Below are 14,201 nucleotides of genomic sequence, written 5' to 3'. Positions count from 1 at the left end.
GCGACATGAATGAGTCATTCAGGACCTCCGACGACGGGGCCCGGCCAGGTCGGGTCCGCACGGCCGATCCCCGGCAGAGTCGCGGAAGCACGCGCGACGGCGGCTTCGCCGGCGTCGCAGGCCCGCGCTGCACCACTCGCCACGGCCGGCGCCGGTGGGCCGGGGCCGGCCGGGCCCCGGCTGCCTGCACGTCATGAAAGGGTCGTTCACCTCGCCTGACGACATGAACGACCCTTTCATGGCAGTTCGGCCGCCCCCGGACCGGCGCCAGCGCCCCTAAGCTCGGGTGATGGCGACCGCACTGACCCTGGCCATCGGCGGCGTGGTCCTGCTCGCCCTGGTCATCCTCACGATCGGCAGCCTCGCCGGCCGCCGGGTGCGGCGCGGGCGGAAACTCGGCCGCTACCCGTACCGCGCCAAGCCCAACGGCACCTACGACAACTCCACGCACGGCGGGATGTCGTGATCAGGACATCGACCACACGTACCCGTCCGGCCGGATGAGCACCCGCCGACCACCGTCGGCCTCGTAAGCCGCGTACGCGTGGCCGCCCTCGTCGATCAGCGCGTCCCCCACCGGCGCACTGCCCGCCGGCAGGATCCGGTACCCCGACGTCTCGCCCTCGCCGAACAGCAGCTCCGTCGAGTGGGGGCCGCGGAACAGCTCGAACAGCCGGACCCGCTTGCCGTTCGCGTCGACCAGCGGTGCGTCCGGTGCCCGGTCGCCCGGCCGCAGGGCGCCCGTTCCCGGCGGGGACAGCGGGCCGCCGCGGTAGCCGACGTCCAGCTGCTGGGTGTCCTCGCCGCGGTGGTGGGCGTCCTCGTCGCCGTCGACGTACTTCTGCAGCAGCGCCGTCGAGACGCCGAGCACCCGGGCCGCGACCGTCCGCCGCTCCGGCTCGTAGCTGTCGAGCAGCTCGGGGGTGCCGTCGGCGAGCTTCCAGCCCAGGTTGTAGCCGTCCTGGACGCCGGTGTTGAGGCCCTGGCCGCCGGTCGGCGGGTGGACGTGCGCCGCGTCGCCGGCCAGGAACACGCGGCCGTCGCGGAAGCGCTCCGCGAGCCGGACGTTCGGCCGCCACACCGTCGACCACGCCAGATCGGACAGCTTGACCGTGCCGCCGCTCAGCACGTCGAGCCGGGCCTGCACCGCGGGCAACGCCGTTTCGACGTCGGTCTCGTCGCCGAGCGAGGCGCCGAACTGGAAGTGCGGGGTGCCCGGCAGCGGGCTGAACATCATGCCGTTCATCGGTTCGTCCGGCGTCGCGAACCAGTGGCCGTACGCACGGTCGAGCCCGTCGGCCCGGACGTCGCCGAGCAGCATCCGGATCGACTCGTCGGTGGTGCCCTCGAACGCGATCCCCAGCGCCTTGCGCACGAAGCTCTTCCCGCCGTCGGCGCCGACCAGGTACGCCGCCCGCACGGTCTCGCCCGTGCTCAGCGTGGCCGTGACGCCGTCGGGATCCTGCTCGAACCCGGTCAGCGCGGTGTTCAGCTCGACGCGCACGCCGAATTCGGCCAGCCGGTCGCGCAGGATGCCCTCGGTCTGCGACTGGCCCAGGAACCAGCCGGTCGGGTACGGCTTCGACGGCGTCGGCTCGACCGGGTCGAACATCATCCGCTCGCCGACCACCTCGCCGCCGAGGTGGATCTTCATCGGCACCGGCGCCATGCCGGCGGCCAGCACGGCGTCGAGCACGCCGATGTCCTCGAAGACCTCCAGCGTGCGCGGCTGCATGCCGTCGCCGCGCGAGCCGACGAAGTACGTCTCCGCCTTGTCGATGATCCGCACGGGGACGTCGCGCCGCGCCAGCTCGATGGCCAGCGTCAGCCCGGTCGGTCCCGCCCCCGCGATCAGCACCCGTGTGTCCATGTCGTCCTCCCAGTGAATTGCCATTCAGTGAATCTGGATTCAGAATGGCGCTGCTAGCGTCCCGTGTCAAGGGAGGTGCCGATGACGGCGACGAGCCGCAAGGAGAAAGCCGCCGAGACGGCGGACGCGCTCAAGGCCGCGGCCAAGCGCGTCTTCGCGCGCAAGGGCTACCTGAACACCAAGATCACCGACATCACCGCCGAGGCGGGCCGGGCCGCGGGGTCGTTTTACAACCACTTCGCGGGCAAGGAAGAGCTGCTCGAGGCGCTCCTGGCCGACATCGCGGCGTCCGGCGACGAGAGCGCCGAGCGCGAAGACCACCTGAACGACTTCAGCGACCCCGCGGCCGTGCGCTGGCACGTCCGGCAGTACTGGGAGTTCTACCGGGACAACGCCGCGACCATGCTGGCGCTGCGCCAGGCGGCGATGGTCAGCGAATCGTTCGCGCGCACGCTCGCGCAGTTCGGCGCGTCCCAGGCCGCCGACCTCGACGACCACCTCGCGCACGTCACCCGCGCCGGGCTGAAGCTGCCCACGACGCCGGACCGCTGCGGGATGCTGATGTACAACCTCGTCGACGCCTTCGCGGCGACGTGGCTGCACGGCTCACCGCCGGGCTGGACCCCGCCGTCCGACGAAGAAGCGATCGAGCTGCTGACCCGGTTCGTCTACCGCGGCCTGACCGGCCACGACTACTGAGTGAGCCGCTCCACGGCGGCGTCGACGCGCTCGTCGGTCGCGGTCAGCGCGACGCGGACGTGCTTGCCGCCCTTCGGGCCGTAGAACGTGCCGGGCGCGACCAGGATCCCGCGCTCGGCCAGCCACGCGACGGTGGCGTGGGCATCCTCGTCCCGGGTGGACCAGAGGTACAGGCCGGCCTCGGAGTGGTCGACGCGGAAGCCGTTGTCCTCCAACGCCTTCCGCAGCACGAGCCGGCGGCGCGCGTAACGCCCGCGCTGGGCTTCCAGCGCCTCGTCGTCGGTCAGAGCGGCGACCATCGCCTCCTGGACCGGGCGCGGCACGATCATGCCCGCGTGCTTGCGGATGTCGAGCAGCTGCTTGACCAGGCGGGGGTCACCGGTCAGGAACCCGGCGCGGTAGCTGGCCAGGTTCGCCGACTTCGACAGCGAGTGGACCGCGAGCAGGCCGTCGGTCCGGCCGCCGGAGACGTCCGGGTGCAGGATCGACAGCGGTTCGGCCTCCCAGCCGAGCGCCAGGTAGCACTCGTCGGAGACCACGACGACGTCCCGCTCGCGCGCCCACTCGACGACCTTGCGCAGGTGCTCCACCGGGAGCACCTTGCCGGTCGGGTTGGACGGCGAGTTCAGCCAGATCATCGCCGGCTTCTGCGGGCCGAGCGCGAACGTGCTGTCGGCGCGCAGGATCGACGCGCCCGCCAGCAGCGCCCCGACCTCGTACGTCGGGTACGCCAGCTCCGGGATGACGACGAGGTCACCCGCGCCGAAGCCGAGCAGGCGCGGCAGCCAGGCCACGGCCTCCTTGGACCCGATCGTCGGGAGCACGGCGTCCGGCTCGATGCCCGTGACCCCGTGCCGCCGGCCCAGCGCGGCGATCGCGGCCGCGCGCAGCGCCGGGATGCCGTGCGTGGTCGGGTACCCGGGGATCTCCGAAACCGACGCCAGCGCGTCGCGGATGCCGGCCGGGACCGGGTCGACCGGGGTGCCGATGGAGAGGTCGACTACCCCGCCGGGATGCGCCTGCGCCGTGGCCTTGACCTCGGCGAGCGAATCCCAGGGGAAGTCGGGCAGCGCGACCGGGCTCATTCGCCCTGCGGGGGCAGCGCCTTGATGAAGGCCGGGTCGTTGGCGGTCTTGCCCACCTTGGAGGCGCCGCCGGGCGAGCCCAGCTCGTCGAAGAAGTCGACGTTGGCCTTGGTGTAGTCCGACCAGTTGTCCGGGACGTCGTCCTCGTAGTAGATCGCCTCGACCGGGCAGACCGGCTCGCAGGCGCCGCAGTCGACGCACTCGTCGGGGTGGATGTACAGCATCCGCTCGCCCTCGTAGATGCAGTCCACGGGGCACTCGTCGATACACGCCTTGTCGAGCACGTCGACGCAGGGCTCGGCGATCACGTAGGTCACTGCGCACTCCTGCTTTTCTCTGCAAACAGCCAGTCCGTGCCGACATTACGCGGCATCGGCACCCGTTCGGTTGGTGAGGCAAGCCTTAGCCATACCCCGGGTATGGAGCTCACCGCTCGCGGCGGCGCGGGGGCGGGGTCGCCCGGGCGTCGCCGGTGATGACGAAGCGCGGCTTGGGGGCCTCGTCCTCGGCTTTCTTCTCCCCCACGGCCCGGTTGAACCCCTCGGAGATCTCGTCGACGAGCTTCTCGTTGTGCCGCTCGTCCTTGCGCTGGATGCCCACGGCCACCTCCTCGGAAATCCGTTCCGCGGCCTTCACCGCCTCCGTCACAATCTAGCGGTGAACACACCCGAGACGCTCGAAATCGCCTGCAGCAGAGCATGGCCGCCGGTGGTCGAGGAGTACCTGGGCGAGTGGCGGCTGCGCTGGGCGGACGGCTTCACCGGGCGTGCCAACAGCGTCCTCGCCGTCGGGGACCCCGGCCGGCCGGCGTCGGAGGCGCTGCGGGCGGTGTGTGACTTCGCCCACGATCGGGGGATCCCGCCGATGGTGCAGGTGGTCCGCGACAGCCCCAACGAGCACGCGATCGCCGCCTCGGGCTGGCTCCCGGCCGCTTCCCACGGCGCCGGCCACGAGGTCGTCGTCCTGACCGCCCCGCTCGCCCCGAGGCGCAGCTTTCGTAGGGAAAGATGCGCCTCCGGGCCCTCGGGACGCATCTTTCCTAGGGAAAGTGACGCCTCAGGCCCTCCACACGCATCTTTCGTACCGAAAGTGGCGGATGAACCGACGCCGGGGTGGTGGGAGCTGGTGCTGGGGTCCGACGCCGGTACCGAGGCCGCGCGGGCCGTCCTGACCGGCGGGAAGGTCGGGTACGGCGTCGCGGAGGACGGCGAGGTGACCACGGCCGCGGTCCGCGGCGCGCTGGTGGATGGCTGGCTGCACGTCGGACGGCTCGCCGTGCGCTCCGAGCACCGGCGGCGGGGGCTGGCGTCGGCGCTGATGGCGGCGCTGGGAGCCTGGGGCGTGGAACAGGGAGCGGACCGCGCGGTGTTGCAGGTGGCGGAGGGGAACACGGGCGCGCTCGCGCTCTACGCGGGGCTCGGCTACGCCCCGCACCACAGATACCGGTACTGGGTGCCCGCACCCGGCTCGTGCGAGGATTCGACGTCGTGAAGATCGTGGTAGTGGTCGGCGGAGTGGGCGGGGCCCGCTTCCTGCTGGGTGTCAAGGCAGCGCTGGGCATGGCACCGGAAGGTGCCTCGGAGTCCGGGCACGAGGTGACGGCGCTGGTCAACACCGGCGACGACGTCTGGATGCACGGGCTGCGGATCTGTCCGGACCTGGACACCTGCATGTACACCCTCGGCGGCGGGATCGACAAGGAACGCGGCTGGGGGCACTCGGGCGAGACCTGGGTGGTCAAGGAGGAGCTGGCGGCCTACGGCGCCGACCCGGACTGGTTCGGGCTCGGCGACAAGGACATCGCCACCCACCTGATCCGGTCGCGGATGCTGCGCGCGGGCTACCCGCTCTCGGCGGTGACCGAGGCCCTGTGCGACCGCTGGCAGCCCGGCGTCCGGCTGCTGCCGATGTCGGACGACCGCGTCGAGACGCACGTCGTGATCGACGACCCGGAGCAGGACGGCCAGCAGAAGGCCATCCACTTCCAGGAGTGGTGGGTGCGCTACCGCGCCGAGCCGAAGGCGCACTCGATCGTCCCGGTCGGCGCCGACGAGGCCAAGCCCGCGCCGGGCGTCCTCGAGGCGATCAAGGACGCGGACGCCGTGCTGTTCGCGCCGTCGAACCCGGTCGTGTCGGTGGGCACCGTGCTGGGCGTGCCGGGGGTCCGGGACGCGCTGCGCAAGACGTCGGCCGGGGTCGTCGGGGTGTCGCCGATCATCGGCGGCAAGGCGCTGCGCGGGATGGCCGACGCCTGCCTGGACGCGATCGGCGTCGAGACGTCCGCCGAGGCGGTGGGCCGGCACTACGGCTCGCGCAAGGACGGCGGCGTGCTCGACGGCTGGCTGATCGCCGAAGGCGAGACGGCGGACGTGCCGGGCGTGACCGTCCGCGACGTCCCGCTGCTGATGTCCGATGTGGACGCGACCGCGGCGATGGCCCGCGCGGCGCTCGAACTCGCCGGAGCCCCTGTTGAGTGACCACGCTTCCGCCAAGCTGGAGATCCTGCCCGTCGCCGGGCTCCCGGAGTTCCGCCCCGGCGACGACCTGACCGGCGCGATCGTGGCCGCGGCGCCCTGGCTGCGTTCGGGCGACGTCCTGGTCGTGACCAGCAAGATCGTCTCCAAGGCCGAGGGCAGGCTCGTGCGCGTGCCGACCGACCCGGAGGCCCGCGACGCCGAGCGCCGCAAGCTCGTCGAGCAGGAGGCCGTGCGGGTGGTCGCGCGGATCGCGCGCACGGTGATCACCGAGAACCCGCTGGGCATCGTGCAGGCCGCGTCCGGGATCGACGCGTCCAATGTGGCCGGTGACGAGGTCGCGCTGCTGCCCGCCGATCCGGACGCCTCCGCGCTGGCCCTGCGCAACGGCTTGCGCGAGCGGCTCGGCGTCGAGGTCGCCGTCGTCATCACCGACACGATGGGCCGCGCCTGGCGCGTCGGGCAGACCGACAACGCGATCGGCGCGTCCGGGCTGCGCGTGCTGCACGCCTACCGCGGGCAGATCGACGGGCAGGGCAACGAGCTGGCCGTCACCGAGGTCGCCGTCGCCGACGAGCTGGCCGCGGCCGCCGACCTGGTCAAGGGCAAGCTCGGCGGGACGCCGGTCGCGGTCGTGCGCGGGCTCGCGATCGAAGACGACGGTTCGACGGCGCGGTCGTTGATCCGCCCCCTGGAGGAGGACCTCTTCCGGCTGGGGACCAACGAAGCTCTCGCGCAGGGCCGCCGGGAAGCCGTCCCGGCCCGGCGCTCGGTGCGCCAGTTCGCGGACGAGCCGGTGGATCCCGACGCGCTGCGGCGGGCGGTGGGGTCCGCGCTGACCGCGCCCGCGCCGCACCACACGCACCCGGTCCGGTTCGTCTGGCTGCGCGACGGCGGAACGCGCAAGAAGCTGCTCGACGCCATGCGCGAATCGTGGCGGGCCGACCTGGCGGGCGACGAATTCACCGAGGAGCAGATCGCGAAGCGGCTCAGCCGCGGCGACATCCTGTACCGCGCACCGGAAGTCGTCATCCCGTTCCTGGTGCCGGACGGCGCCCACACCTACCGCGACGACCGCCGCAACGCCTGCGAGAAGACGATGTTCACCGTCGCGGGTGGCGCGGCGGTGCAGGGCCTGCTGGTCGCGCTGGCGGCCGAAGGGCTCGGCTCGTGCTGGATCGGGTCGACGATCTTCGCCGCGGACCTCGTGCGGGACGTCCTCGGCCTCGACGAGCGCTGGCAGCCGCTGGGGTCGGTCGCGATCGGCGTCCCGCTGGAATCGCCGCCCCCGCGCGGGGAAGTTTCGCCGGGCGAAGGGTTGCTGGAGCTGTGACGCTGCACGCGGACGCCGTCGCGACGCTGGATTCGTGGCGGCCGGCGGACCCTGCGCAGGAATCCCTGCGACAGGCGTTCCTCGGCTTCCTGGCGGCGCGCGAGGACAGCTGTCAGCGCTCGTGCGCGGCCGGGCACCTCACGGCATCGGCGGTGCTCCTGGATTCCACCGGCACGCGGGTGCTCCTCACGCTGCACCCGCGCGTCGGCCGCTGGCTGCAGCTCGGCGGGCACTGCGAGCCGTCCGACGTTTCGCTGGCCGGAGCGGCGCTGCGGGAGGCCACCGAGGAGTCCGGCATGTCCGGGCTGCGGATCTCGGCCGAGCCGGTGCACCTGGACGTCCACCCGATCACGTGCTCCCTCGGCGTCCCGACACGCCACTTCGACGTCCGGTTCGCGGTCCACGCGCCGGCGGGTGCTTCACCGGTGCGCAGCGACGAGTCCGACGACCTGCGGTGGTGGCCGGCGGACGCGCTCCCGGCGGGGTCGGAAGATCTCGCCGATCTGGTGAAAGCGGCCGTTCCTGTCGGTGCCGGGCACTAGCCTGGATCGCGGACAGGGAGGGACCACATGGCTACGCAGTTCCCCGAGCGGGTGCACTACCACTCCGGGAGTGGTGGGGACACCGGCGTGTTCGGGTACATCGTGCTCGGGCTGATCATCCTGGGCGTCATCGTGTTCATCATCGCGGTGGTCGTGCGCGTGTCGAAGATGCGGCGCGAAGAGGCGATGAAGAACGGCGGGCAGTTCCCGCCGAACCCGAACTTCCCGCCGCAGCAAGGGTTCGCGCCGCAGCAGGGGTTCGCCCCCGATCAGGCGGGATCCGCGCCGTCGCAGGGGTTCCCGCAGCAGCCCGGGTTCCCGGGTGCCGCGGCGCCGCAGCCGGGGTTCCCTCCGGCCCAAGCGGGTTCCGCGCCACCCTCACAGGGCTTCCCGCAACAGCCCGGCTACCCGCCTTCGCCGCAGCAGGGTTTCCCGCAGCAGCCGGGCTACCCGCCCGCGCCGCAGCAGTACGCGCCGCAGGGGCCGTCGTTCCCGCAGCAGCCGCTGCCGGGTCCGGGAGCGGGGCCGCAGAGCTGGTGATCGTCCCCTTCGACAACGCCTCTTCGGTGCCGCCCTTCGAGCAGGTCCGATCCGGGCTCGCGGCGCGGATCAACGACCGGAGCCTGGCCGTGGGCACGAAACTGCCGACGGTCCGGCAGCTCGCGGCCGACCTGGGCATCGCCCCGAACACGGTCGCGCGCGCCTACCGCGAGCTGGAGGAAGCGGGCCTGATCGAGACGCGCGGCCGCGCCGGCAGCTTCGTCGCGGCGTCCGGCGACCAGAGCCGCCGCCGCGCCCAGGAGGCCGCCGCGGAGTACGCGAAGATCACTCGTAAGCTGGGCCTGGGATCCGCCGAGGCGCTGTCGATCGTCCGCGCCGCGCTCGACGAGGGGAATGGCTGATGGTGAGCGTGCTGATGCTGCTGATCATCGTGGTGGTGCTCGCGGGCATCGTCGGGGTGGTCCTGCTGATCGTCAACTCGAGCAAGCCCAAGCAGCCGCCGTACCCGCCGCAGTACCCGGGCTACCAGCAGCCGGGCTACCCGCCCCAGCAAGGCTTCCCCGGCCAGCAGCCCCCGGGCTACCCACCCCAGCCGCCCTACCCCGGCCAGCAGCCGCCGTACCCACCGCCCGGCGGCTACCCCCCGCCGCCGCAGCAGTAGCCGAAAAACCTCACATGGCGCGGTAGTCGCGCAGCTCGATGCGGGGGCCGAACCGCGGGCGCGTGTGCCCGGCCGACTCCAGGTACCGCACCGCCCGCTGCCGCTGCGGGGCATACGGCGCCAGCAGCTCCGCCATCCCGGCGTCGTCCGTCTTCGTGCCCGCCAGCGCGTGCCCGACCATCGACGGGATGTTGTAGTCGCCGAAGCTCACCGCGTCCGGGTCGCCCCACGCGCGCTGGGCGATCTCCGCCGCCGTCCAGACGCCGATGCCCGGGACCTGCCGCAGCCAGTGCCGTCCTTCGAGCCCGCGCAGCTCCACGGCCCGCTCCAGGTGCGATGCGACGCGGGCAGCGTTGAGCAGGGCCGTCCGGCGCTTGATGTCGACGCCCGCGCGGTGCCAGTGCCAGTCCGGCAGCGAGCGCAGCGCCACCGGCGTCGGCGGCACACGCAGCCGTTCCGGCCCTGGCCCGGGCGCCGTCGCGCCGAACCGGCGGCACAGCTCGGCCCACGACCGGATCGCCTCCTTCCCGGCGACCTTCTGCTCCAGCACGGCGAGCACCAGCCAGTCCCACACCACGCCCGTCGCACCCAGCCGCAGCCCGGGGTTCGCCCGCCGCGCCCGCGCGACGACGTCGTGGTGCGCGACGAACCCGCTGTCGTCGTCATCCGCCCCGAGCAACGCCGGGACGCCGCTGAGCAGGCGATCCTTCCCGGCACCCCAGGCCGCCGCCTCGACGCGCCCGTCGGTGAGCCGGCGCAGCGCCAGCGTGCCCGGGCCGTCGGGGGTGTTCATCGCGAGCCAGGTGATCCCGCGCTCGTCGGTGAGGATGTTCAGCGACCCGCGGCCGCGCTTCAGCGGACTCAGGACCCTCCCCAAGTCGACTTCGAACGCGGGACGCCAGAACATCGGCTACGCGTCGCTCGAGAAGCGGATCGCGCCGTCGGGCAGCACCGTGTCGGGCCAGACGCGAGCGCCTTCCAGCAGCTCGCAGCCCGCGCCGACGGACGCGCCGTCACCCAGGACCACGCCGCGCAGGATCGCGCCGGCCCCGACGCGCGCGCCGTGCCCGAGCACCGAGTTCTCGACGACCGCGCCTTCGGAAACGGCCGCGCCGTCGAACAGGACCGAGCCGTCGATCTTCGCGCCGGAACCGACGACCGCGCCGCCGCCGATGGTCGAGCCGCCGGAGAGCTGGGCGTCCTCGGCCACCGAAGCGCCGTCGAGGACCAGGAACTCGCCGGGGCGGCCGGGCAGCGCCGACGTCGGCGCGACGCCCCGCACCAGGTCCGCCGAGCCGCGGACGAACGCTTCCGGCGTGCCGACGTCCAGCCAGTAGGACGCGTCGACGAAGCCGTGGATGTGCGCGCCCTGCTCCAGCAGCTGCGGGAACGTCTCGCGCTCGACCGACACGCGGCGGCCGGTCGGGATGGCCTCGATCACCGGGCGGCGGAAGACGTAGCAGCCGGCGTTGATCTGGTCGGTCGGCGGGTTCGGCGTCTTCTCGAGGAACGCCTGGACGCGGCCGGTCTCGTCGGTGGGCACCGAGCCGAACCGGCTCGGGTCCGGGACGCGCTGCAGGTGCAGGGTGACATCGGCCTCGGACTCGCGGTGCACGCGCAGCTGCTCGCCGAGGTCCGAGCCCGAGATGATGTCGCCGTTGAAGACGATCACGTTCTCGGCGCGCAGCTTGCCGTAGACGTTGCGGATGGCGCCGGCGGTGTCGAGCGGCTCCTCCTCGACGACGTATTCGAGGTCCAGACCGATCGACTTGCCGTCGCCGAAGTACTCCTCGAACACCTCCGCCCGGTAGCTCGTCCCCAGCACGACGTGCCGGATCCCGGCCTCGCGGATGCGGGAGAACAGGTGGCTCAGGTACGGCGTCCCGGCTGTGGGGAGCATCGGCTTCGGCGCCGAAAGGGTGAGCGGGCGCAGCCGGGTGCCCTTGCCCCCGACCAGCACGACGGCATCGACCTCGACCTCGGACGTCACGGAAATCTCCTCCTGTATCACGCACCGCTGAGCGACAAGCCGCGGGAAACCCTGACGGAGGTCGCCCGGAGGGCCTACCCTAGACAGGAAACAGGCGGGCCTTTCCCCAGAGGGCCCCCGGGTCAGTCGGGAGGCCGAGGGGATGGACCCCCGCGATCGGGCGGACGCCCTGCTCGCACGAGCCCAGGCGCGCGGTGTGTTCGTGGTGACACCCGACAGCGCGACGTCACCGATGGACTCGTCGAACACCCAGCAGATCCCGCGCGCGGCGATCGACGGCCTCGACCGGAGCCAGGACCCCGACACGACGACGCAGCTGCCGGCGTCGCTGATCGAGGAGAACGACCACCCGCTGGCCGGCTCGTCCCCGACGCGCCGACTGGAGGTCCCGGGCGGCCGCCGCCCGCAGCCGACGACGCCGTTGAGCACGCCGACGCCGACGACGCCGATGCCCACGCCGCTGGCCCGCCGTCCGCAGGCCGAGCCGATCACGAGCCCGCTGAAGGAGCCCGACCCGGAGGACACCGGACTGGTGCCGACGGTCACGCAGACCAACGGCAAGTCCGACCTCTCCCGCCGGCTCGACGGGATCTAGCGGGTCTCGAGCTTCAGCCGCAGCGCGAGCCCGAGCTTCGTCGCGGCCAGCACGGGCTTCCAGAGCAGTCCCGGGTGCCGGTCGGCGAGGTACTGGTAGGCACTCGCGTGGTGGGCGGCGAGCATCTTCTTGGACGCCTGCGACGTCGAGTGCCCGCCGAGGTGCATGACGCCGGCCGAGGGCACGTAGACGTTGAGCCAGCCGGCCTTGCCGAGCCGGTCCCCGAGGTCGACGTCCTCGAAGTACATGAAGTACCGCGAATCGAACCCGCCGACGGACTCGAACGCCTCCCGCCGCAGCAGCAGGCACGACCCGGACAGCCACTCGGCGACGCGCTCGACGGGCGTCCCGGTCTCCTGCCGGTACTGCTTGGTCCAGGGGTTGCCGGGCCAGACCTTCCCGAGCGCGGCGTGCCCGATCCCGCGCCCGAAGGAGGGCAGCAGCCGGGCGGAGGGGTAGGTGGTCCCGTCGAGCTCGTGGATGAGCGGCCCGAACGACCCGCCCCGCGGCCACCGCTCGGTGGCTTCGAGCAGCGTGTCGAGGGACCCGGGCTCCCATTCGAGATCGGGGTTGGAGATGACGATCCACCCGTACCGGTCGTCCAGCTCGGCGACCCCGCGATTGCACCCGGTCCCGTACCCGACGTTCTCGCCGATGCTGAGCAGGTGCACGTTGGCGCGCTTCGCGGCCTTCTCGGGCGCGCCGTCGGTGGAGACGGTGTCGGCGACGACGACCTGCACGTCGCGATCGGTGGCCTTGTCGAGGGTGTCGAGGAACCGCTCGAGGGTTTCGCCGGAGAAGTACGTCACGGTGACGACGCCGATCTGGTCGCCGTAGCGGGTCTGCTCAGTCACCGGGCCATTGTCCCTTCGTCACGCTGTGCGCTCCCGGCACCCCGGGTCAGGAGCACGCTGGGAGAAGTCGGCGGGAAGGCGGATGGCGTGACCAGGGCTTCCCGTACGTGTGCCGGTGACGCTCCGCCGTCGAGGGTGAGTCAGTGAGCGCTTGGCGCTCGGCATCCGGGGCGCACCGGCGCGGACGGCGACTGGCGAAAAGCCCGCGAGACGACCGTCCGGACGCGTCACGGGCTTTCATACTCGGCCCCACGGGGACCTCGCACATGCAGCGTACTACCCGCCCGGTGCGGGTCAGCGGCTCCGCAGGTGGCGTGACCAGGCCTTCCCGTACGCCTCCCGGTGCCGCTCCGCCGTCGTGGCCCAGGAAAACTCCTTCGCCCGCTGCTGCGCCGCCGTAGCCAGCTCCGCCCGCCGCCCCGGGTCGGCCAGCAGCTCGCTGATCGCCGCCGCCACGTCCCCAGCACCGACACCGCAGTACGCCACCGCGTCCCCGCCCACCTCAGGCAACGACAACCGCCGGGTCGTCAGCACGCACGCCCCGCAAGCCATCGCCTCCAGCACCGGGAGCCCGAACCCCTCCCCCAGCGACGGATAAGCCACCAGCGACGAACCCCCCAGGAACCCCGCCAGCGTCCCGAACGGCAGGTACCCCGCCCGGATCACCCGCAGCCGGTGCGGCACCGCGTCCAACGCCCGCTCCACCTGCGTGTCCCACCCCGGCTGCCCGGCCAGCACCAACGCCGGCGCCTCGCGCTGACCCGCCACCGCCCGCGCGAACCCCCGGATCAACGCCGGCACGTTCTTCCGCGGCTCCAACGCCCCCAAAAACGCCACGTAAGGCGTCCGCCCGAGCCCGACCGCCGCCCGTGCCGAAGCGATCTCCGCCGGGGATGGCGGGTGGAAGCGCTCCGTGTCGACTCCGTGGTGAATGACTTCCAAAGACGCGTGCCGGACCGGGGCGACGCGGGCCAGCTCCGACGCCGTCGCCGCGGACGGGACCACGCACACCGTCGCCCGGCGCAACGCCGTCGCCGTCCACGCGCGGAAGAAGCGGGCCTTCACCGACGAGTGCAGCACCGCGTCCGTGAAAAATGTCGCGTCGTGCAGCGTGACCACCGAAGCCGCCGACGTCGCGAGCGGCATCGTGTAGTGCGGCGAATGGACGACGTCCGCGCCGAGGCGGCGGGACAGCCGCGGGAGGGTCGCCTGTTCCCAGGTCAGCCGGGCCGTCCGCGTGGTCGTCGACGGGGAAGCCGGGACGACGCGCGACCGCGGTGCCAGCCGATCGTAAAGCTGCAGGTCGCGGGGCTGGCAGACGACCGTGAGCCGCGCGCCGTCCGCGTCCAGGGCGGCGACCAGCGAATCCACGTACCGGCCCACCCCGCCGCGGTCCGCGGGCACCGCGGTCGCGTCGATCAGCACCCGGGGGTCATCGCTCACCCCTGCAGGGTACGGCGGTGACCGTCCGCGCTGGTGGGGAACTGGCAAACCGGGCTAATCGCGAGGCCGCCGGTGGATGGCCCAGACGGCTTCCGCGGCGCGGCGCCAGGTGAACGTCTTCGCCCGGTCACGTCCCGAGCGCACCAGCTCGGCC

Annotated in this window: 18 protein-coding genes; 10 read left to right on the top strand and 8 right to left on the bottom strand. The window is 72.6% G+C overall.

Annotated features, from left to right (window positions below; translation table 11 throughout):
• The first annotated feature begins 289 nt into the window (after window positions 1–289).
• Window positions 290–466: a hypothetical protein gene (locus G3I65_RS56810; RefSeq protein WP_166641727.1), complete on the top strand. Its 177-nt coding sequence runs from the start codon at window positions 290–292 to the stop codon at window positions 464–466.
• Here the strand turns inward: G3I65_RS56810 and G3I65_RS53640 are convergent, their stop codons facing one another.
• Complete coding sequence (locus tag G3I65_RS53640) at window positions 467–1,870, bottom strand: FAD-dependent monooxygenase (RefSeq protein WP_160703994.1); 1,404 nt, start codon at window positions 1,868–1,870, stop codon at window positions 467–469. It abuts the gene before it with no gap.
• Window positions 1,871–1,951: 81 nt separating this feature from the next.
• Between G3I65_RS53640 and G3I65_RS53635 the strand changes: the two genes are divergently transcribed.
• Window positions 1,952–2,569, top strand: a complete 618-nt coding sequence (locus G3I65_RS53635; protein ID WP_160703992.1) for a TetR/AcrR family transcriptional regulator — start codon at window positions 1,952–1,954, stop codon at window positions 2,567–2,569.
• Here the strand turns inward: G3I65_RS53635 and dapC are convergent.
• The 3 genes from dapC to G3I65_RS53620 all read right to left on the bottom strand — a co-directional run bounded on the left by dapC (window position 2,563) and on the right by G3I65_RS53620 (window position 4,302).
• On the bottom strand, window positions 2,563–3,654 hold the full coding sequence (dapC, locus tag G3I65_RS53630) for a succinyldiaminopimelate transaminase (protein WP_160703990.1): 1,092 nt from the start codon (window positions 3,652–3,654) through the stop codon (window positions 2,563–2,565). The genes G3I65_RS53635 and dapC overlap by 7 nt on opposite strands.
• Window positions 3,651–3,971: a ferredoxin gene (gene fdxA, locus G3I65_RS53625; protein ID WP_072474489.1), complete on the bottom strand. Its 321-nt coding sequence runs from the start codon at window positions 3,969–3,971 to the stop codon at window positions 3,651–3,653. The genes dapC and fdxA overlap by 4 nt, the downstream gene beginning before the upstream one ends.
• 109 nt (window positions 3,972–4,080) lie before the next feature.
• Window positions 4,081–4,302: a hypothetical protein gene (locus G3I65_RS53620; protein WP_163046917.1), complete on the bottom strand. Its 222-nt coding sequence runs from the start codon at window positions 4,300–4,302 to the stop codon at window positions 4,081–4,083.
• A 9-nt stretch (window positions 4,303–4,311) separates the two neighbouring features.
• Between G3I65_RS53620 and G3I65_RS53615 the strand changes: the two genes are divergently transcribed.
• Genes G3I65_RS53615 through G3I65_RS53585 form a run of 7 tightly spaced genes read left to right on the top strand, consistent with a single transcriptional unit; the run spans window position 4,312 to window position 9,165 of the window.
• Entirely contained in the window at window positions 4,312–5,145 is an 834-nt protein-coding gene (locus G3I65_RS53615) for a GNAT family N-acetyltransferase (RefSeq protein WP_160703988.1), read from the top strand.
• Window positions 5,142–6,131, top strand: coding sequence for a 2-phospho-L-lactate transferase (cofD, locus tag G3I65_RS53610; RefSeq protein WP_160703986.1), 990 nt, complete (start codon window positions 5,142–5,144; stop codon window positions 6,129–6,131). Before G3I65_RS53615 ends, cofD begins: the two co-directional genes overlap by 4 nt.
• Window positions 6,067–7,461: a coenzyme F420-0:L-glutamate ligase gene (locus G3I65_RS53605; RefSeq protein ID WP_160703984.1), complete on the top strand. Its 1,395-nt coding sequence runs from the start codon at window positions 6,067–6,069 to the stop codon at window positions 7,459–7,461. The genes cofD and G3I65_RS53605 overlap by 65 nt, the downstream gene beginning before the upstream one ends.
• Window positions 7,458–8,003 (top strand): NUDIX hydrolase, encoded by a 546-nt coding sequence (locus G3I65_RS53600; protein WP_160703982.1) that lies wholly within the window; start codon window positions 7,458–7,460, stop codon window positions 8,001–8,003. The genes G3I65_RS53605 and G3I65_RS53600 overlap by 4 nt, the downstream gene beginning before the upstream one ends.
• A gap of 27 nt (window positions 8,004–8,030) precedes the next feature.
• The gene (locus G3I65_RS53595; RefSeq protein WP_160703980.1) at window positions 8,031–8,543 is read left to right on the top strand and encodes a hypothetical protein; all 513 of its coding nucleotides are present in this window, start codon (window positions 8,031–8,033) and stop codon (window positions 8,541–8,543) included.
• Window positions 8,540–8,905 (top strand): GntR family transcriptional regulator, encoded by a 366-nt coding sequence (locus G3I65_RS53590; RefSeq protein WP_160703978.1) that lies wholly within the window; start codon window positions 8,540–8,542, stop codon window positions 8,903–8,905. The genes G3I65_RS53595 and G3I65_RS53590 overlap by 4 nt, the downstream gene beginning before the upstream one ends.
• Window positions 8,905–9,165: a hypothetical protein gene (locus G3I65_RS53585; protein ID WP_160703976.1), complete on the top strand. Its 261-nt coding sequence runs from the start codon at window positions 8,905–8,907 to the stop codon at window positions 9,163–9,165. The genes G3I65_RS53590 and G3I65_RS53585 overlap by 1 nt, the downstream gene beginning before the upstream one ends.
• 10 nt (window positions 9,166–9,175) lie before the next feature.
• Here G3I65_RS53585 and G3I65_RS53580 read toward each other — a convergent pair whose 3' ends face one another.
• Together G3I65_RS53580 and G3I65_RS53575 are read right to left on the bottom strand one after the other, a co-directional pair.
• Complete coding sequence (locus tag G3I65_RS53580; RefSeq protein ID WP_160703974.1) at window positions 9,176–10,072, bottom strand: DNA-3-methyladenine glycosylase; 897 nt, start codon at window positions 10,070–10,072, stop codon at window positions 9,176–9,178.
• Window positions 10,073–10,075: 3 nt separating this feature from the next.
• Window positions 10,076–11,155, bottom strand: coding sequence for a sugar phosphate nucleotidyltransferase (locus G3I65_RS53575; RefSeq protein WP_160703972.1), 1,080 nt, complete (start codon window positions 11,153–11,155; stop codon window positions 10,076–10,078).
• A 142-nt stretch (window positions 11,156–11,297) separates the two neighbouring features.
• On the opposite strand from G3I65_RS53575, the gene G3I65_RS53570 reads away from it, so the two are divergent.
• On the top strand, window positions 11,298–11,750 hold the full coding sequence (locus tag G3I65_RS53570; RefSeq protein WP_125307143.1) for a hypothetical protein: 453 nt from the start codon (window positions 11,298–11,300) through the stop codon (window positions 11,748–11,750).
• Here G3I65_RS53570 and G3I65_RS53565 read toward each other — a convergent pair.
• Together G3I65_RS53565 and G3I65_RS53560 are read right to left on the bottom strand one after the other, a co-directional pair.
• Entirely contained in the window at window positions 11,747–12,604 is an 858-nt protein-coding gene (locus G3I65_RS53565; RefSeq protein WP_160703970.1) for a glycosyltransferase family 2 protein, read from the bottom strand. The genes G3I65_RS53570 and G3I65_RS53565 overlap by 4 nt on opposite strands.
• Window positions 12,605–12,898: 294 nt before the next feature.
• Window positions 12,899–14,029 (bottom strand): glycosyltransferase family 1 protein, encoded by a 1,131-nt coding sequence (locus G3I65_RS53560; protein ID WP_160703996.1) that lies wholly within the window; start codon window positions 14,027–14,029, stop codon window positions 12,899–12,901.
• Window positions 14,030–14,201 lie beyond the last annotated feature (172 nt).

It is taken from the genome of Amycolatopsis sp. SID8362 (assembly GCF_010550475.1).
Classification (GTDB): Bacteria; Actinomycetota; Actinomycetes; order Mycobacteriales; family Pseudonocardiaceae; genus Amycolatopsis; species Amycolatopsis eburnea.
The sequence above is the reverse complement of the archived record's forward strand: the minus strand, read 5'-3'. Positions and strand labels throughout refer to the sequence as shown.

Bases quoted from the DNA above. Each gene is read 5' to 3' on its own strand.
- G3I65_RS53585 (WP_160703976.1), top strand. From the start codon at position 8,905: ATGGTGAGCGTGCTGATGCTGCTGATCATCGTGGTGGTGCTCGCGGGC.
- G3I65_RS53580 (WP_160703974.1), bottom strand. From the start codon at position 10,072: ATGTTCTGGCGTCCCGCGTTCGAAGTCGACTTGGGGAGGGTCCTGAGT.
- dapC (WP_160703990.1), bottom strand. From the start codon at position 3,654: ATGAGCCCGGTCGCGCTGCCCGACTTCCCCTGGGATTCGCTCGCCGAG.
- G3I65_RS53635 (WP_160703992.1), top strand. From the start codon at position 1,952: ATGACGGCGACGAGCCGCAAGGAGAAAGCCGCCGAGACGGCGGACGCG.
- G3I65_RS56810 (WP_166641727.1), top strand. From the start codon at position 290: ATGGCGACCGCACTGACCCTGGCCATCGGCGGCGTGGTCCTGCTCGCC.
- G3I65_RS53605 (WP_160703984.1), top strand. From the start codon at position 6,067: ATGTGGACGCGACCGCGGCGATGGCCCGCGCGGCGCTCGAACTCGCCG.
- G3I65_RS53595 (WP_160703980.1), top strand. From the start codon at position 8,031: ATGGCTACGCAGTTCCCCGAGCGGGTGCACTACCACTCCGGGAGTGGT.
- G3I65_RS53640 (WP_160703994.1), bottom strand. From the start codon at position 1,870: ATGGACACACGGGTGCTGATCGCGGGGGCGGGACCGACCGGGCTGACG.
- G3I65_RS53570 (WP_125307143.1), top strand. From the start codon at position 11,298: ATGGACCCCCGCGATCGGGCGGACGCCCTGCTCGCACGAGCCCAGGCG.